Consider the following 18,170-nt stretch of genomic DNA (forward strand, 5'->3'; position numbering starts at 1 on the left):
CTAAATTCTTTGTTAACTACTTCTGCAAAAATAGGGGAAAATTGTATCTTGCGACTCATAAATTAGAATAGATGAAATTTAAGAACATATTTTTAGTTGCGTTACTTGTCGTAATACTTTGGGCTTGTAATAGCGATGATAATGGTTTTACAATAGAGCCTCCAAAAGCATTAAGTGAAATAGTAGACCAAGATAAAGACTCTATAGTTAAATACTTGGAAACACACTTTTACAACTATGAAGAATTTCAAAGTCCACCAGCAGATTTTGATTATAAAATTGTTTTAGGTAAAATTGAAGGGGATAATGCAGATAAAACTCCGTTAATAGATATGATGACGGCTGTTAAAACAACGGTGCGCTCTGAAGAAAGAGGTATAAATGATGATAAAGAGGTAGAGCATACCTTTTATTATTTAGTTGCTAGGGAAGGAATAGGGCAAACAGCACAGACTGCAGATTCTACCTATATACATTATGAAGGTTTATTGTTAGATGATACAGTTTTTGATGCATCTACATCTGCACCTTTGTGGTTGGGTTATACTAATAGAATTAGAGGAATTTCTGAAGCTGTACAGTTCTTAAAAGCGGGTAAAGTATTAACAAATGATGATATAAATGATGATGGAACATTTGAAGTAAGTGATTATGGGGTAGGTATGATAATTTTTCCTTCGGCACTTGGTTATTACAACAGTGCTCAGCCATCTATACCTGAATATAGTCCTTTGATTTTTAAAATTGATTTAATAGCCGTAAATAAAGCAGATCATGATAATGACGGTGTACCATCATATTTAGAAGATTTAAATGGAAATGGTTATTTATATGATGATAATACAGATTTAAAATCAGAAAACAGTTCAACATCAATAGCAACAACACCAGACTTTTTAGATACAGATGATGATAATGATGGTATATTAACTAGAGATGAAATTAGTGATGAAGATGGTAATATTATTTTACCTTACCCAGATACTGATGGTGATGGTGTGCCAAACTATTTGGATCCAAATAACTAATAGTATTAACACTATTTAGTATAGTAAAATTAAAAAGCCCTAGAAATTAATTTCTAGGGCTTTTATAATTTTAATTAAGTTCTTTAAAATAAAATACTGTTATAGTTTTAAAGATAAACTTAATATGAGTTGATCTGGTCTGGTGTCTATTCTGTCTCCTCCATTAATTAAGTTGTTGGAGTTTAGTATAGAAACTTCATTATCACTAAATCCTCTTTCATACCTTACGTCAACTCCTAAATTACCTAGGTTAACACCTACGCCTACGTTAAGACCTACGGTAAAGTCGTTATCTACATCGCCAATAGTTATACCATCATAATCTGTATCTAAAATATACTGGAAAGCAGGACCTGCAAATACGTTTACAGGGCCAATAACTTTTGCGCCAACTAAAACTGGTAAATCTAGTTTTTGCATTTTAAAATCTTCAGCATATCCAGATTTTAAAGATGTGTACACTAATTCTGGTCTTAAATACAAGTTGCCACCAGTTTGTGCAAAAATACCAAAGTGAAAACCTACATTTTTGTCAGGATCATTATATGCATCTTTTGCAGAGTCATAATAATCTCCGTTACCACCATAGTTTAAACCTCCTTTAATACCAAAACTTGCATCAGTTTGGGCAAAAGTTGTTAAACTTGCCAAAGCCATTGTAATTACTAAAAGTGTTTTTTTCATTTTAAAAGTGTTTTAAACAAAAAGAGAGCGACTGTAAAAAAACAATCACTCTCAATATGTTATTAATTAATATGTAAGTTAAGTATCAAAAACGATACCATTTTCTTACTTGCGTTCTATAACTTTTAAAACGGCTTTTTCTATAGCTTTATTGTCTAAACCGTATTTTTCCATTAACTGTGCAGGAGTACCACTTTCTCCAAAAGTATCATTGGTACCAATAAACTCTTGCGGAGTTGGTTGGCTAGTTGCTAAAACACGAGCAACACTTTCTCCTAAGCCACCTAAAACATTATGTTCTTCTGCAGTTACAATACAACCTGTTTTTTTAACAGAGTTAATAATTGCGTTAGCATCTAAAGGTTTTATTGTGTGCATATTTATAACTTCTGCAGAAATACCTTGACTTTCTAAGTTTTCGGCAGCTACTAAAGCCTCCCAAACTAAGTGACCAGTAGCTACAATAGTAACATCTGTACCTTCTGTTAAGTGTAATGCTTTACCTATTTCAAATTTTTGATCTACAGGAGTAAAGTTAGCTACTTTTGGTCTTCCAAAACGTAAGTATACAGGACCTTCATATTCTGCAATTGCAATGGTTGCAGCCTTTGTTTGGTTGTAATCACAAGGGTTAATAACTACCATTCCTGGTAACATTTTCATTAATCCTATGTCTTCTAGTATTTGGTGTGTAGCACCATCTTCACCTAGAGTAACACCAGCGTGAGAAGCACAAACTTTTACATTTTTACCAGAATAAGCTATAGATTGGCGTATTTGGTCATAAACTCTTCCTGTAGAAAAGTTTGCAAAAGTACCCGTAAAAGGTATTTTGCCACCAATAGTTAAACCTGCAGCAATACCCATCATATTAGCTTCAGCAATACCTATTTGAAAGAATCTCTCTGGATTTTCTTCTATAAATTTATCCATTTTAAGAGAACCAATTAAATCTGCACATAATGCAACAACATTAGGATTTGTTCTTCCTAATTCTGCTAAACCTGCACCAAAACCACTTCTAGTATCGTTTTTTCCTTGATCTATGTATTTTTTCATATCCTTTATGATTTTTCTCTGTGTAAGAGAAGGTAGATTTAATTTTTATTAGTAGTCTCCTAAAGTTTCAGGATTTTGTGCTAGTGCAGTCTCTAGTTGTTCATCACTAGGAGCTTTACCATGCCATGCGTGTGTGTGCATCATAAAATCTACACCATTACCCATAACTGTGTGTAATAAAACACAAATTGGTTTGCCATTACCTGTCATAGACTTCGCCTTTTTAAGACCATCTATTACAGCTTCAAGGTTGTTACCTTCTTTAACATCTAAAACGTCCCATCCAAAAGCTTCAAATTTAGCTCTAATGCTACCCATATTTAATACAGTGTCAGTAGAACCATCAATTTGTTGACCATTTAAATCTATAGTAGAAATTAAATTATCAACTTTATTGGCAGAAGCATACATCATAGCTTCCCAATTTTGACCTTCTTGTAACTCGCCATCACCGTGTAAACTATACACAATGTTGCTGTCTTTGTTTAGTTTTTTAGCAAGTGCTGCACCAATAGCTACAGACATTCCTTGTCCTAATGATCCAGATGCTATACGCACACCAGGTAAACCTTCATGTGTAGTTGGGTGTCCTTGTAGTCTAGAATTAATTAGTCTAAAAGTGTTAAGCTCGTCTACAGGAAAATACCCGCTACGTGCTAATACACTATAGTAAACAGGAGAAATATGACCGTTAGATAAAAAGAAAAGGTCTTCACCTTTACCATCCATGTCAAATCCTTCGTTTAGTTCCATTAATTCATTGTACAGGGCTACAAAAAATTCTGCACAACCTAAAGAACCACCTGGGTGGCCAGAGTTTACTTTGTGCACCATTCTTAAAATATCCCTTCTCACTTGCGTGGTCAAATCTTGTAATTCTTCCAGTCTTGGCATTTTATATGTTGTGTTAATTCGCGTGTAAAAATAAGCTCTATCTTTTGCGTGTACAAGGCTAGTTATTATAATTTATTAACTACTTTATAATTAATACAGAACTTTATTTTTTTGTTAGCAATTTTTTGTAGATGAGTTGATTATATTTGCGGTTATAAATACTATAGTTTTTGAAATTTACATTAGAAAAAAAAGACCCGCAGAGTAAAGCACGTGCAGCTACAATGGTAACAGATCACGGTGTTATAGAAACACCTATTTTTATGCCAGTTGGTACAGTAGCTTCTGTTAAAGGGGTTCATCAGAGAGAATTAAAAGAAGAAATAAATCCAGATATTATTTTAGGAAATACATACCATTTGTATTTGCGTCCTAAATTAGATATACTTGAAGCTGCTGGTGGTTTGCACAAGTTTATGGGCTGGGATCGTAATATTTTAACAGATAGTGGTGGTTACCAAGTTTATTCTTTATCTGCGAATAGAAAAATAAAAGAAGAAGGTGTTAAGTTTAAATCTCATATAGATGGTTCTTACCACTTTTTTACTCCAGAAAACGTAATGGAAATTCAGCGTACCATTGGCGCAGATATTATTATGGCTTTTGATGAGTGTACACCTTACCCTTGCGATTATAATTATGCAAAGCGCTCTATGCATATGACGCACCGTTGGTTAGACCGTTGTATGAATCACTTAGAAAAACTACCTTTTAAATACGGATACGAACAAACATTTTTTCCTATTGTACAAGGTTCTACGTATAAGGATTTACGTAAACAATCTGCAGAGTATATTGCAAACGCAGGTGCAGAAGGTAATGCTATTGGCGGCTTGTCTGTAGGTGAGCCAGCAGAAGAAATGTATGCAATGACAGAGGTTGTTTGCGATATTTTACCAGAAGAAAAACCAAGATATTTAATGGGTGTTGGTACACCAATTAATATTTTAGAAAATATTGCTTTAGGTGTAGATATGTTTGACTGTGTAATGCCAACGCGTAATGCACGTAATGGTATGTTATTTACAGCGCACGGAACTATCAATATTAAAAATAAAAAGTGGGAAGCAGATTTTTCTCCTATTGATGAAATGGGAATTACATTTGTAGACACAGAGTATACTAAAGCTTATTTACGCCATTTATTTGCTGCTAATGAGTATTTAGGTAAGCAAATTGCTACCATACATAATTTAGGTTTTTATTTATGGTTGACTCGTGAAGCTAGAAAGCATATTATTGCCGGAGATTTTACCGAATGGAAAAATATGATGGTAAAACAAATGGATAAAAGATTGTAATAGTTGAGTATATTAGATAAATACATATTAAAACGCTACCTGCTTACCTTTGCGGTAATGCTACTGTTATTTGTGCCAATAGGTGTAATGCTAGATTTGGCAGAAAAAATAGCTAAAATGGTACGTAATGAGGCACCAACTATAGAGATTTTAAAGTATTATATGAACTTTATTATTTATATAGGTAGCTTATTATTTCCTATATTTTTGTTTTTATCTATCATCTTTTTTACATCTAAACTCGCCTCAAATACAGAAATTGTCGCAATATTAAGCTCAGGAGTTTCTTTTGGTAGGTTTTTAAGGCCTTATTTTATGGGTGCTACCATTATTGCTGTACTAATGTTTGTAATGGCAATGTTTATTGTCCCCAAAGCCAGTTTAGATTATCATGAGTTTATATTTAAGTACTTAAAGAAAGGTAAAAAGTTTCAGGAGACCAGTAATATTTATAATCAATTAAACGAAAACGAATTTCTTTACATTAGTAATTTTGACCCAAATAGGCAGTTAGGTAGCAATTTTGTGTTAGAACATTTTAATGATGATGATAAATTAGCATATAAGCTTACAGCTTCTAGTATTAGATGGATACCAAAAGACACTGTTTATAGATTAACAGGTTTTACATCTAGAGTATTAAAAGAAGATATAGAAGTGGTTGAAAAGCAGAGTAGACTAGATACTATTTTTAATTTTAAAATAGATGATTTAACTCCTGTTAGTTACGTAGCTGAAACTAAAAATATTTTTGAGTTAAACGAGTTTATTGAAGATCAGCGCAAAAAAGGAGCGTCTAACATAAATACATATGTAATGGCTAAGTATAAGCGTTGGGCATTACCTGTAAGTGCTTTTATACTAACTTTAATAGCAGTATCTGTTTCTTCAATAAAGCGTAGAGGAGGTATGGGGTTAAATTTAGCATTTGGAATTGTAATTGCCTTTGTTTACATATTTTTTGATAGAGTTTTTGCTATTCTTGCAGAAAAAGCAGGTTTGTCACCCTTAATAGCTATCATAATACCTAATGCAATATTTGCAATCATTGGCTTATTCTTGTTAAAAAATGCTAAGCGATAAATTTAAAAACTATCTACACTTACACTTTATTGTGTTTGTTTGGGGCTTTACAGCTGTATTAGGTAAATTAATAACTATAGACGCGCTACCATTAGTTTGGTATCGTATGTTTTTTGCAGCTATTTTTGTGCTGCTATTTATATTGGTACGTAAAAACAGATTAAAAGTTAGTCGCAAAACATTATTGTTACTGCTTGGTACTGGTGTAATAATAGCCTTGCATTGGGTAACTTTTTTTTCCTCTATAAAAGTCTCTAATGTATCAGTAACATTAGCAACAATTTCTTCTGGGGCATTTTTTGCAGCTATTTTAGAACCAATTTGGTATAAACGTAAAGTTATTTGGTATGAGATTGTTTTTGGACTTGTGGTTATTGGCGGTTTAGGCTTAATATTTAATATTGATGCATCATATAAAGAAGGTATTATACTGGCATTAATTTCTGCATTTTTAGCCACAGTTTTTTCTTTAATGAATGGTAAACTTATTAAAGAGCACAAACCTTCAATTATTTCTTTTTATGAGCTTGGAGCAGGTGTAGTGTTTTTATCAATTTATATGCTTTTTCAAGGTAATTTAGAACAAGTAAGTTTTAAACTATCAACATCAGATTGGATTTACATTCTAATACTAGCATCATTTTGTACAGCTTACGCATTTATTGCATCGGTTAAAATAATGAAATTTTTAAGTCCGTACACTGTAATGCTAACTACAAACCTAGAGCCTGTTTACGGTATTTTATTAGCGTTTATAATTTTTGGAGATAGTGAAAAAATGGACCCTATGTTTTATTTAGGAGCATTTATTATTTTGATAACAGTAATTGCAAATGGTATTTTAAAAAATAGAACGGCCAAAAAGAATTTAAAAGCCGCTAACAAGCAAGTAGTTGTTTAACTTTTTAAGGTTATAAACTATCTTTGTTGATATCTACCAAAGTTTATTGCTGCTAATTTTATGGATTACATTATTTTTGCGTCAAAGCAAAAAAGTATGAGTTCATCTAATAGCGAAAGATATAACCAAAGAGGAGTTTCTGCATCTAAAGAAGATGTACATAATGCAATTAAGAATATAGATAAAGGTCTTTTTCCTAAAGCGTTTTGTAAAATTGTTCCAGATTACTTAACTGGCGATAAAGAGCACTGCTTGGTAATGCACGCAGATGGTGCAGGTACAAAATCGTCTTTAGCATATATGTATTGGAAAGAAACAGGAGATATTTCTGTTTGGAAAGGCATAGCGCAAGATGCTTTAATTATGAATATTGATGACCTTGTATGTGTTGGAGCAACAGATAATATAATGTTATCTTCTACCATAGGAAGAAATAAGAATTTAATTCCAGGAGAAGTTTTGTCTGCTATTATAAATGGTACAGAAGAACTTATTGAAGATTTAAAAAATCACGGAATAGTAATACATTCTACAGGTGGTGAAACGGCAGATGTAGGTGATTTGGTACGTACAATAATTGTAGACTCTACTGTAACAGCAAGGCTTAATAAAAAAGATGTTATAGATAATGCCAACATTAAAGATGGCGATGTTATTGTAGGTTTAGAGTCTTTTGGACAAGCAACATATGAAACCGAGTATAATGGTGGTATGGGAAGTAACGGACTTACCTCTGCAAGACACGATGTGTTTTCTAAATACTTAGCAGAAAAATACCCAGAGAGTTTTGATGCTGCTGTACCTGAAGATTTGGTATATTCTGGCGCTGTTAAATTAACAGATGCTGTAGAAAACTCTCCAATAGATGCAGGTAAATTGGTATTGTCACCAACTAGAACGTATGCACCTATTATTAAAAAAATATTAGAAAAGTATAATGCAGCAGACATACACGGTATGGTGCATTGTAGTGGAGGAGCACAAACAAAAATTTTACACTTTGTAGATAATTTACACATTGTAAAAGACAACCTTTTTCCTGTGCCACCTTTATTTAAATTAATACAAGAACAGTCTAAAACAGATTGGAAAGAAATGTACCAAGTTTTTAATTGTGGTCACCGTATGGAGTTGTACGTAAACCCTGCAGTAGCAGAAGACTTAATTGCTATTTCTAAAAGTTTTGGTGTAGATGCTAAAATAGTTGGTAAAGTAGAGGCTAGTGCAACTAAAAAATTGACTATTACTAGTGAGTATGGAACTTTTGAGTACTAACTAACAACAATTTTCACCTTTTAATCGTTGTATTTATAAAACAACTAATTATGGAAAGAAAACAGTTTTTAAGAACCTTAGGAGCAGGTGCGGCTTTTGCTTTAACGTTTCCTTGTTTAGGTGGGTGTTCTAGTGATAGCGACAGTGAAGAAGGAGATAAGAAAGAAGTACCTACTAATGTAGATTTTACAATAGATTTGGAGTCTAGTGAAGCTTCTAATTTACAAAACAATGGAGGTTTTATTTTGAAGAATGATGTTGTTGTGGTTAAAAATTTAGAAGGTGAGTTTGTAGCTGCTACTCAAATTTGTAGTCACGAAAATTATGACCAAATACGTTTTGCAGATGTAGATGGTGGTATTTTTTATTGTGACGTTCACGGCTCTAGATTTAGTCAAACTGGTGAGCCTTTAAACCAAGTAGATAGTAAAGCAGCAAAACCATTAAAAGTGTACCAAATAGCACTTACTGGTACTATGCTACGTGTATTTGAGTAGTTTGGCAATATTTTTGTTTTTAAATTGATATGAAAAATTTAATATTAGTCTTTAGCTTATTATTTTCTGGAATAATAACAGCACAAGAGTGGAGTACTAGTTTTTCTGATGCAGTAAAAAAAGCAAAAGAAGAGCAGAAGCAAGTATTATTGGTTTTCTCGGGTTCAGACTGGTGCGCGCCTTGTATAAAGTTAGATACTGAAATTTGGAAATCATCAGAATTTAAAAAATATGCAGAAGAACATTTAGTTCTTTACAGAGCAGATTTTCCTAGAAAAAAGAAAAATAGATTAGCTAAAGATATAGAATTAGCTAACAAAGAGTTAGCAGATACCTATAACCAACAAGGTTTTTTTCCGTTAGTACTACTTTTAGATGCAGATAAAAATATTTTAGGTAAAACGGGATATAAAAACGTTTCTCCATTAAAATATATAGCGCATTTGACTACTTTTGTTAAGTGAAAAAATTAGTATTCCCCCTGTTTTGTTTTTTCTTTATGCTTACAGTTGCACAAGAAAAGCATATTACTGCCCACAGAACTGTAAAATTAATGGGCAATAGATTTGATTTTACCATAGTAGCAAAAGAAACAGCTACAGCAAATGCATATATAGATGAATGTATTGCAGAGGTAAAAAGAGTAGAAAAAATTATTTCCTCTTGGGATGCAAATTCCCAAACTACACAAGTAAATAAAAATGCAGGTATTGCTCCTGTTAAAGTGGCACCAGAGCTTTTTGGTTTGGTAGAGCGTGCTATGCAAATATCTAAGGTTACAGATGGCGCTTTTGATATTACATATGCGGCTTTAGACAATGTTTGGAAATTTAATATAAATACGGAGTATTTGCCTACAGACTCTCAGGTTGCAAACTCAATTGCAAATGTAGGTTACCAAAATATTATTTTAGATAAAGAAAAGCAAACCATTTTTTTATCAAAAAAAGGAATGAAAATAGGCTTTGGAGCTATAGGTAAAGGCTTTGCAGCAGATAAAGTAAAAGAGCTAATGATTGGCAAAGGTGTTGTTGGTGGTATAATTAACGCATCTGGAGATTTAACAACTTGGGGAACGCAAGTTAGTGGTAAAAAATGGTTGGTAGGTATTAGTAATCCGTTAGATGCAGATAAAATATTTTCTTGGTTACCAATTGTAGAGTCATCCGTGGCAACATCTGGTAATTATGAAAAATATATCATTTTTAAAGGAGAAAAGTACTCGCATATTATAGATCCTAGAACCGGTTGGCCTTCTAAGGGCGTAAAAAGTGTTTCTATTTTTGCTAAAAAAGCAGAACTGTGTGACGCACTTGCAACATCAATATTTGTAATGGGAGTAGAAACTGGCTTATCTGTAATAGAGCAACTAAAAGGTGTAGAAGTCATAATTGTAGACCAGAACAACCAAATACATAAAAGTAAAGGCATTGCTTTTCAGAATAATTATTAAATTTAAAGTATGAAAAAATTATTCATTCTTTTTTGTTTAGCACTTTCTGCAACATCTTGCGTTACCGTAAAAGGGTATGATAAGGTATATCTTAATGATGAAGAAATGACCTTGGCGGCAAAAAACATAGAACGTTACGAAACTAATTTTCAGGTTTACAGGGAGTCTGCTTCAGGGGCTAATGGCGGTAAAACCGGTGGTGGCTGTGGCTGTAACTAATAAAAATTAAAGTAATGCAAAAGGTTTTTATACTAATGGCTATGTTGTTTTCTGTTGTTTTTTATGCGCAAGAAACAGAAGAAGCTACTTATACTAAGCGCGTTTTAGAAGAGACAGAAGTAGATTTACTTTTTAGTTATTATGACCAAGACGGTGATAATGCAGCTGTAAGTGGTGGCGAAGGTACACAAGAATTAACAGACGTAACATCTACAATTGTTGTAAAAATGCCTCTAAATAATGATGACGTACTTACTGTAGATGTTGGTATATCTGCGTATACGTCTGCTTCCTCTAGTAACGTAAACCCTTTTGATGTCGATGTAACAAAAAAAGCAAGTCCTTTTAGCGCATCATCTGGTGCATCTAAAAGTGATAAATTGGTACACATTAAAGCAGGTTATGAGCATAGTTCTAAAGACCGAAACCAAATTGTAGGCGCAAACTTTTACGCTGCCAAGGAGTATGATTATAGTTCTTTAGGTTTAGGAGTTAGTTATGCATATTTATTCAACGAGAAAAATACAGAATTATCATTCTCTGGACAAGTATATTTAGATACTTGGAAACCTCAATATCCGACGGAATTAAGAACTGGTTTTTTTGATAATAGAATAACAGGCACAGGTACATACAACCCTAATTTTACAGCATTTACAGATAAAAACAGAAATACCTATTCTGTTTCTTTAGGTTTATCTCAAATACTAGGTAAAAAAGTGCAAGGCTCTTTATTTGCAGATGTTATTGTACAAAGCGGATTATTAAGTACACCTTTTCAAAGGGTGTATTTTGGAGATGTAAATAATTTTTTTATAGATGATTTTCAATTAGCTGATGATGTAGAAATTTTACCAGACAATAGAGTTAAAATTCCAATAGGAGGTCGTTTAAATTATTATGTAAATGATGCATTAATAGTACGTACTTACTATCGTTTTTATACAGATGATTGGGGAGTAAGCTCTAATACAGCAAGTATAGAGTTGCCTATAAAGTTAAATAATGCCTTTACATTATATCCTACATATAGATTTTACAACCAAACGGCCGCAGATTATTTTTATGAAAAAGAAGCAGCTGTATCTACTTTAGATTATTATACATCAGATTATGACTTAAGTAAGTTTGTATCTCATCAATACGGTGCCGGATTGCGTTACAAAGATATTTTTGCAAAACAGAAGGTTTTTGGTTTTGGTTTAAAAGCTGTAGATGTAAGAGGTACAATGTATAATAGAGACAACGGACTAGACTCTTTTATAGTTAGTTTGGGTGCTACTTTTGTAAATATGAAGTAGTAAAAAGCTCTTTTTTATTGTCAACACTGTTTTGTTGTTTATAAATCTTTAAAAATATCGTAAATTCGCAGTCCAAGCGAAGCACGGATTATGATTGACAAATTAAATATAGTAAAACAACGTTTTGATGAGGTTTCGGATTTAATTATCCAACCAGATATTATATCAGATCAAAAACGCTATGTAGAGCTCAACAGAGAATACAAAGATCTTAAGAAGTTATGTGACAAAAGAGATATTTATCTTGAGTACACAAACAATATAGAAGAAGCTAACGAAATTATAGCAGACGGAAGTGATGCTGAAATGGTAGAAATGGCTAAAATGCAGCTTGAAGAAGCTAAAGCAGGTTTACCTCCGTTAGAAGAAGAAATTAAACTATTGCTTATACCAAAAGACCCAGAAGATTCTAAAAATGTTGTGGTAGAGGTAAGAGCAGGTACTGGTGGAGATGAAGCTAGTATTTTTGCAGGAGATTTGTTTAGAATGTACACTAAGTATTGTGAGTCTAAAGGTTGGAAAACCAATGTTATAGATTTAAGTGATGGTACCAGTGGTGGTTATAAAGAAATTCAGTTTGAAGTTACAGGTGATGAGGTTTACGGTACATTAAAGTTTGAAGCTGGTGTACACCGTGTACAACGTGTGCCACAAACAGAAACTCAAGGTAGAGTGCATACAAGTGCAGCAACAGTAATGGTACTACCAGAAGCTGAAGATTTTGATGTGCAAATAGATCCTAAAGATGTACGTATAGATTTCTTTTGTTCTTCTGGACCAGGTGGGCAGTCTGTAAACACAACTTATTCTGCAGTACGTTTAACTCACGTGCCAACAGGTTTAGTTGCGCAGTGTCAAGATCAAAAATCACAACACAAAAACAAAGAAAAAGCATTTAGAGTATTACGTTCTAGATTGTATGATTTAGAATTGGCTAAAAAGCAAGAAGAGGATGCGGCTAAACGTAACTCACAAGTTAGTAGTGGAGACCGTTCTGCAAAAATTAGAACTTACAACTACCCACAAGGTAGAGTTACAGACCACAGAATTGGTTTAACTCTTTACGATTTGCAGAATATTATAAATGGTGATATTCAAAAAATTATAGATGAATTAAGACTGGTAGAAAATACAGAGAAATTAAAAGAAGCATCTGAAATTTTCTAATAAAACATAATTCTAATAAAAAGAAGAGATTTTGTACGTTGATATATTGAAGAATGAAGAAGTTCAGATTCAAAAAAAATCAATTACAAAATCTTTTTTTATACACTAAAGTCAAAAAAAACACAAAATGACAACAGAACAGTTAGTAGCACAAATACATAAAAAAAAATCTTTTTTGTGCATAGGTTTAGATGTAGACTTAACTAAAATTCCGCAGCATTTATTAAAAGAAGAAGATCCTATTTTTGCTTTTAACAAAGAAATTATAGATGCTACGCACCATTTATGTGTTGCCTACAAACCAAATACAGCTTTTTATGAAGCATATGGTATAAAAGGTTGGATGGCTTTAGAAAAAACAATAAAATACCTTAATACCAACTACCCAGAAATTTTTACTATAGCAGATGCTAAACGCGGAGACATAGGAAATACCTCTACAATGTATGCTAAAGCTTTTTTTGAGGACTTAGGGTTTGACTCGGTAACTATTGCGCCTTATATGGGAAAAGACTCTGTAGAGCCTTTTTTAGCCTTTACAGACAAGCATACAATATTATTAGCTTTAACATCTAACGCAGGTGCTTTTGACTACCAAACAAAGCTTGTAGATGGTAAAGAGTTATATAAACAAGTATTAGAGACCTCTAAAACATATAAAGGGGCTAAAAACTTAATGTATGTTGTTGGGGCAACTAAAGCAGAATATTTATCTGAAATTAGACAAATAATACCTGACAGTTTTTTGTTAGTACCAGGAGTAGGGGCACAAGGAGGTAACCTTGCTGATGTTTGTACTTATGGGATGAGTTCTAATGTAGGTTTATTAATAAACTCATCTAGAGGTATAATTTATGCTGGCGCCGATTTAAATTTTGCCGATAGCGCTGCAAAAAAAGCTCTAGAGTTACAACAGCAAATGAAAGTAGAGTTAGAAAAATTAAACTAATTTCTCTAAAGTTCTCCTTGTTTTAACAGCCTTTACTTGTAAAAACTCTGCCAACTTAGTGTTACTATTTCCTATCTGAGCAGCCATTTCTACAAAAGAATTGTATCTGCGTTCTAGAAGAGAAACCATATTTTCTTCGTTAGTTAAAGGAGTAGTTGTGCCTACTTTGCAATATTGATTTTTCATAGCTAATGTTTTGTTCTTTACAAAGATACGTTTCAATTAGGGGTTTTGGTTCACTGGAAAAGTGGTGTACAGCTAATAAATAGGTTATTTATCTTTTTTTTAACTTTAATTTCTGAAAATCCTAACATTGTGATACAATCAACATATAAAATTCCTATTTTTACGTGCTTAAAGCATCATCAATCAATACAAAAATATATTGCTTAATTATACAACTTATAGACACAAAACTTCTGAGAAATGGGTTACGTTTATTCACGGAGCAGGAGGTAGTTCTTCTATCTGGTTTAAACAAGTAAGAGCATTTAGGAGTGAGTTTAATATACTACTTATAGACCTTAGAGGTCACGGTGGTTCTAAACACAGTTTTAAAGATGTGTATGATAAAAAGTACACCTTTAATTTTTTAACTGAAGATATTGTACAGGTACTAGAGTTTGAAAAAGTTGAAAAATCGCACTTCATAGGTATATCATTAGGTACAATTTTAATTAGAAACTTAGCAGAAAACTATCCAGAAAAGGTAGAGAGTATGGTATTGGGAGGTGCAATACTAAAATTAAACTTTAGATCGCAAGTATTAATGCGTTTAGGAACCATTTTTAAATCTGTTGTTCCTTATTTATGGTTGTACAAGTTTTTTGCGTTTGTAATAATGCCTAATAAGAACCATAAAGAGTCTAGATCTCTTTTTGTACGTGAAGCTAAGAAATTATACCAAAAAGAATTTATACGTTGGTTTAAGCTTACGGCAGACATAAATCCGTTGTTGCGTTTTTTTAGAACAAAAGATATAAAAATACCTGCGTTATACATTATGGGGCAAGAAGATTATATGTTTTTACCATCAATAAGAAAAGTAGTACAGCAGCATAAGTCATCGGAACTGGTAGTAATTGAAGACTGTGGACACGTAGTAAATGTAGAGCAACCAGACGTTTTTAATGAAAAAGTTATAAAATATATAGCATCATTTTAAATACAAAATGCTATAAAAAACAAAAACCGGTGCTCCCACCGGTTTTAAACTAACTAACTCAAAAAAATACTAACTCAATTTTTTTACAAAAATCGAAAATTTTGTAATATCCACGGTTAACTAAACATTAATAATAAGTTAGATAACGCGTTTCATATTTAGATAACGTCCTTATTTTTAGATTATTGTAAAAGAGTAAAAAAAATTAGTAATATTTTTAATCTTGTAGGGCAAATACTTTTTTAAGAAGATCTGTAGACCTAGAAGACACTTTGTTTCTTATTTCTTTTTCTTCAACAGCAATCATTGTAAATACACCTTCTAAAGCTTGTTGTGTAACATAGTCTGTTAAATCTGGATTTACAGGTTGTACCAATGGTATGTTGTTGTATTTAGTAATTAATTGTGTCCAGATTTTATCTGCACCAACTTTAGAAAAAGAGCTTTTAATTACAGGATTAAATTTATTGTATAATGCCGTTTCTGTATTTGTAGTTAAATATTGTGTAGCAGCATTATCAGAACCAACTAATATATTTTTAGCATCTGTAAAGCTCATATTTGTTATCGCGTTTACAAAAATAGGAGTAGCCTCACCAACAGCATCTTCTGCAGCTCTGTTAATAGCTTTTAAACCTTCGTCTGCTAAATTACCTAACCCAATTTTACGTAAAGTGTTATCTACTTTTTGTAATTCTTCTGGTAGTAATATTTTTACAAGTTCATTTTTATAGTAGCCATCTTTAAGAGTAAGCTTGCTAACTTGTTTTTGTACACCTTGGTTAAGTGCTGCGGTTAAGCCATTTGCAATTTCTTGGTTGCTTAATACAGCTCCGCTTTGTGGTAATTGATTAACTACTTGTTGTAACTCTGCACAACTAACTAAGCTAAAAATAGCAAAAAGTAATAGTAATTTTTTCATAATGTAATGGTTTGTGTTTTTTACTGTCCCATATTAAGGAGGTACAAAAGTAATAAAAGCCCTGAGTTTTATGTCTTTTTTTAACCTTAATTATAAAGTCTTATAATTTCACCATTACGTTTTCCTTTTACGCTCCTAACATAAGCACCAACTAACTTGTTCATAGATATTGGCATATTACCAGGAAAAAAATCTTTGTACTTTTCATAAGCATCTTCTACAACATTAGCAGACACGGCATTAACTCTTATTCCGTTCTCTATTTCTAATGCTACAGCCATAACAAAGCTATGTATAGCTCCGTTAACCATAGCTGCACTGGTTGTTTTAGCTATAGGATCATCTGCTAAAATACCTGTGGTTAAGGTAATAGAGCCATTTTTATTTAAATAGCTTTTACCTATACGTACAAGGTTTACTTGTCCCATTAGTTTGCTATTAAGTCCAATATGGTAATCCTCTTCGGTTAAGTTATTAAATGTATCCCATTTGGCTTCACCTGCAATAGATATTATAGCATCTAGTTTTCCTATTTTAGCAAACATTTCTTTTATAGAGTTGCTATTGGCAATATCAACAGTTATATCACCACTTGTTCTACCTGCAACAAGTACCTCTGCTTCATTTTTAAAGTGTGTTGTTACTTTTTTACCAATTGTTCCGTTACCACCAATAATTAGAATTTTCATATCAATATATTTATAATTACACATTTCTTTTTTGTCTGTGCGTATTGCTTTTTCGTTTTTTGTAAATTGTTAATGTAGCTATTATGCTCCATAATAAATTAGTTACAAATGGCGGAATTGCATTGTAATAGTAACAGTTTAGAGCAATAAAAAGTCCGCCTATTAAATTAAGATACTTACCGTAGTCTAAATACTTTACATTCTCTATAAGGGTAAGTGCATAAGCTAAAATAATTAATACAGATCCTGACCAACCTAATATATCTATTGTTAATTTCATTTTATATATTGTTATATCTATATATGTCTATATGATAAAGTAAAAAAATACTAACTAATAAAGTTAGTATACTCTTTAACAGTTTTTTCATTACGCTTAAAATAAGCCCATTTACCGTGCTTGGTAAGTATTAACAACCCACATTTTTCCATATTTGTTAAATAGGTAGATATTGTAGATTGAGATAATCCAGATTTTTCTTGAATATAAGTTACACAAACCCCGTCATTAAAATGTTTTAAGGTTTCGTGAGGTGGAAAATTAGCTTCAGGTTTTTTTAACCACTCCATAATTTGAACTCTGGTTTGGTTAGATAAGCATTTACCTATTTCTGTGGCTAATTTTACATTCATATTTCAAATATATCTATAATTCTAGATATATAAAAATGAGAAGTGTAGTTTAAACAGGATTTTAACAAATAGGTTCCCAGTAGTTTGCGTGTAGTAAAAAGTTTTTAAACGTAATAGTTTTAGGTTTGTCTCCCTTTTCTTTTATATAAAATGCAGCTTTTTCTTTATCCCAACCTAAAATTATATAACTGTGTTTTATACTTAAATAAGATTGATAAACATTTTTTAACTCTTCAAGTGTAGAAGAAAGTTCTTTGGTGTTAGAAAAACTTTTGTTTGTTATACTAGTTTTAATAATTTTTAGATCGTGTACATCTATACTGTCTAAAGTACCTAATATTAGGTGGTCTAATGTTTCATCATTTTTAATACTATTTACAATCTCTTTAATTGTAGATATAGATTTTGGATTAGCATTGTTTTGATCGTAATTAAATACCCAAGCACTTTTTTTATCTACGTTTAACCCAAAAGGTATAAGTTCTGGTGTAACTTTGGTATCTGTACCTTCTCTTGGTATGGTAAAGTTTAAATAAAAAGCAGGACTTTTTAAAAAAGGAATTATTTGAGCAGAAGAAAAACTATTAAAGCCAAAATTATCTGGTAAAATTGAAGATATTTCTTGATTAGAGCTTACACTTTTTGTCCAGTTACAAGTTTCTTCATTTGTTTGCAGAAATGTGTAGTTTTTATTAGAGTCTTTGTAAGCTGCAACTATGGCACTACAGTAGCAACCACAAGTAGGGTAGGTACCGCAAATTTCTAAGTAACCATTTTTAGCATCATCTATAATATCTAAATTCTTTTTCTCTTCTTTATTTAGATCCTGAAAATTAGAATAACAACTTTTTACTTTTTGCCAAAGAACTTTATTTAAATCAATTTTTGTTTGAGAATAAATAGTGTTGGTAAGTAGTATAGCTAAAAGAGTAATAACAATTTTTTTCATA

The 18,170-nt window shown here is 32.0% G+C and carries 22 protein-coding genes; 13 read left to right on the forward strand and 9 right to left on the reverse strand.

Annotated features, from left to right (window positions below):
- The first annotated feature begins 71 nt into the window (after positions 1 to 71).
- Positions 72 to 1,028 carry an FKBP-type peptidyl-prolyl cis-trans isomerase gene (locus AX016_RS08805; RefSeq protein WP_100895251.1) on the forward strand — a complete coding sequence of 319 codons (957 nt, stop codon included), beginning with the start codon at positions 72 to 74 and terminating at the stop codon, positions 1,026 to 1,028.
- 99 nt (positions 1,029 to 1,127) lie between these two features.
- On the opposite strand, the gene AX016_RS08810 is transcribed toward AX016_RS08805, so the two are convergent.
- The 3 genes from AX016_RS08810 to AX016_RS08820 all read right to left on the reverse strand — a co-directional run bounded on the left by AX016_RS08810 (position 1,128) and on the right by AX016_RS08820 (position 3,665).
- A complete protein-coding gene (locus tag AX016_RS08810; protein ID WP_100895252.1) occupies positions 1,128 to 1,712 on the reverse strand; it encodes an outer membrane beta-barrel protein in 585 nt (194 codons plus the stop codon).
- Positions 1,713 to 1,817: 105 nt separating this feature from the next.
- Positions 1,818 to 2,771: a transketolase family protein gene (locus AX016_RS08815; RefSeq protein WP_100895253.1), complete on the reverse strand. Its 954-nt coding sequence runs from the start codon at positions 2,769 to 2,771 to the stop codon at positions 1,818 to 1,820.
- A 48-nt stretch (positions 2,772 to 2,819) separates the two neighbouring features.
- Complete coding sequence (locus tag AX016_RS08820) at positions 2,820 to 3,665, reverse strand: transketolase (protein WP_100895254.1); 846 nt, start codon at positions 3,663 to 3,665, stop codon at positions 2,820 to 2,822.
- Between the two features lie 170 nt (positions 3,666 to 3,835).
- Here AX016_RS08820 and tgt point away from each other — a divergent pair, with 170 nt between their 5' ends.
- From tgt to pyrF, 11 genes are all read left to right on the forward strand, one after another.
- A complete protein-coding gene (gene tgt, locus AX016_RS08825) occupies positions 3,836 to 4,966 on the forward strand; it encodes a tRNA guanosine(34) transglycosylase Tgt (protein WP_100895255.1) in 1,131 nt (376 codons plus the stop codon).
- 3 nt (positions 4,967 to 4,969) lie between these two features.
- Positions 4,970 to 6,049, forward strand: a complete 1,080-nt coding sequence (locus AX016_RS08830) for an LptF/LptG family permease (protein WP_100895256.1) — start codon at positions 4,970 to 4,972, stop codon at positions 6,047 to 6,049.
- Entirely contained in the window at positions 6,036 to 6,950 is a 915-nt protein-coding gene (locus tag AX016_RS08835) for a DMT family transporter (protein ID WP_100895257.1), read from the forward strand. The genes AX016_RS08830 and AX016_RS08835 overlap by 14 nt, the downstream gene beginning before the upstream one ends.
- Before the next feature lie 96 nt (positions 6,951 to 7,046).
- On the forward strand, positions 7,047 to 8,225 hold the full coding sequence (locus tag AX016_RS08840; protein WP_100896834.1) for an AIR synthase related protein: 1,179 nt from the start codon (positions 7,047 to 7,049) through the stop codon (positions 8,223 to 8,225).
- Between the two features lie 50 nt (positions 8,226 to 8,275).
- A complete protein-coding gene (locus AX016_RS08845) occupies positions 8,276 to 8,722 on the forward strand; it encodes a QcrA and Rieske domain-containing protein (RefSeq protein WP_100895258.1) in 447 nt (148 codons plus the stop codon).
- Positions 8,723 to 8,751: 29 nt separating this feature from the next.
- Positions 8,752 to 9,186, forward strand: a complete 435-nt coding sequence (locus AX016_RS08850) for a thioredoxin family protein (RefSeq protein WP_100895259.1) — start codon at positions 8,752 to 8,754, stop codon at positions 9,184 to 9,186.
- 35 nt (positions 9,187 to 9,221) lie between these two features.
- The gene (locus AX016_RS08855) at positions 9,222 to 10,175 is read left to right on the forward strand and encodes an FAD:protein FMN transferase (protein ID WP_100895260.1); all 954 of its coding nucleotides are present in this window, start codon (positions 9,222 to 9,224) and stop codon (positions 10,173 to 10,175) included.
- 9 nt (positions 10,176 to 10,184) lie between these two features.
- Positions 10,185 to 10,394, forward strand: coding sequence for a DUF4266 domain-containing protein (locus AX016_RS08860; protein WP_100895261.1), 210 nt, complete (start codon positions 10,185 to 10,187; stop codon positions 10,392 to 10,394).
- Between the two features lie 14 nt (positions 10,395 to 10,408).
- The gene (locus AX016_RS08865) at positions 10,409 to 11,695 is read left to right on the forward strand and encodes a DUF3570 domain-containing protein (protein ID WP_100895262.1); all 1,287 of its coding nucleotides are present in this window, start codon (positions 10,409 to 10,411) and stop codon (positions 11,693 to 11,695) included.
- Positions 11,696 to 11,785: 90 nt separating this feature from the next.
- The gene (gene prfA, locus AX016_RS08870; RefSeq protein WP_100895263.1) at positions 11,786 to 12,862 is read left to right on the forward strand and encodes a peptide chain release factor 1; all 1,077 of its coding nucleotides are present in this window, start codon (positions 11,786 to 11,788) and stop codon (positions 12,860 to 12,862) included.
- 127 nt (positions 12,863 to 12,989) lie between these two features.
- Positions 12,990 to 13,811, forward strand: coding sequence for an orotidine-5'-phosphate decarboxylase (pyrF, locus tag AX016_RS08875; protein ID WP_100895264.1), 822 nt, complete (start codon positions 12,990 to 12,992; stop codon positions 13,809 to 13,811).
- Here the strand turns inward: pyrF and AX016_RS08880 are convergent.
- Positions 13,803 to 13,997 (reverse strand): hypothetical protein, encoded by a 195-nt coding sequence (locus AX016_RS08880; RefSeq protein WP_100895265.1) that lies wholly within the window; start codon positions 13,995 to 13,997, stop codon positions 13,803 to 13,805. The genes pyrF and AX016_RS08880 overlap by 9 nt on opposite strands.
- Before the next feature lie 199 nt (positions 13,998 to 14,196).
- Here AX016_RS08880 and AX016_RS08885 point away from each other — a divergent pair, with 199 nt between their 5' ends.
- Complete coding sequence (locus tag AX016_RS08885) at positions 14,197 to 14,976, forward strand: alpha/beta fold hydrolase (RefSeq protein ID WP_100895266.1); 780 nt, start codon at positions 14,197 to 14,199, stop codon at positions 14,974 to 14,976.
- A gap of 217 nt (positions 14,977 to 15,193) precedes the next feature.
- Here AX016_RS08885 and AX016_RS08890 read toward each other — a convergent pair whose 3' ends face one another.
- The 5 genes from AX016_RS08890 to AX016_RS08910 form a co-directional block, all read right to left on the reverse strand.
- Positions 15,194 to 15,898: a DUF4197 domain-containing protein gene (locus tag AX016_RS08890; protein ID WP_100895267.1), complete on the reverse strand. Its 705-nt coding sequence runs from the start codon at positions 15,896 to 15,898 to the stop codon at positions 15,194 to 15,196.
- A gap of 86 nt (positions 15,899 to 15,984) precedes the next feature.
- Positions 15,985 to 16,587, reverse strand: a complete 603-nt coding sequence (locus tag AX016_RS08895) for a short chain dehydrogenase (RefSeq protein WP_100895268.1) — start codon at positions 16,585 to 16,587, stop codon at positions 15,985 to 15,987.
- Positions 16,588 to 16,603: 16 nt separating this feature from the next.
- On the reverse strand, positions 16,604 to 16,867 hold the full coding sequence (locus tag AX016_RS08900) for a CBU_0592 family membrane protein (protein WP_100895269.1): 264 nt from the start codon (positions 16,865 to 16,867) through the stop codon (positions 16,604 to 16,606).
- A gap of 50 nt (positions 16,868 to 16,917) precedes the next feature.
- Entirely contained in the window at positions 16,918 to 17,220 is a 303-nt protein-coding gene (locus AX016_RS08905; RefSeq protein WP_100895270.1) for an ArsR/SmtB family transcription factor, read from the reverse strand.
- Positions 17,221 to 17,281: 61 nt separating this feature from the next.
- Positions 17,282 to 18,169 carry a hypothetical protein gene (locus AX016_RS08910; RefSeq protein WP_100895271.1) on the reverse strand — a complete coding sequence of 296 codons (888 nt, stop codon included), beginning with the start codon at positions 18,167 to 18,169 and terminating at the stop codon, positions 17,282 to 17,284.
- Between the last annotated feature and the right edge of the window lies 1 nt (position 18,170).

The organism is Cellulophaga sp. RHA19 (assembly GCF_002813425.1).
Lineage (GTDB): Bacteria > Bacteroidota > Bacteroidia > Flavobacteriales > Flavobacteriaceae > Cellulophaga.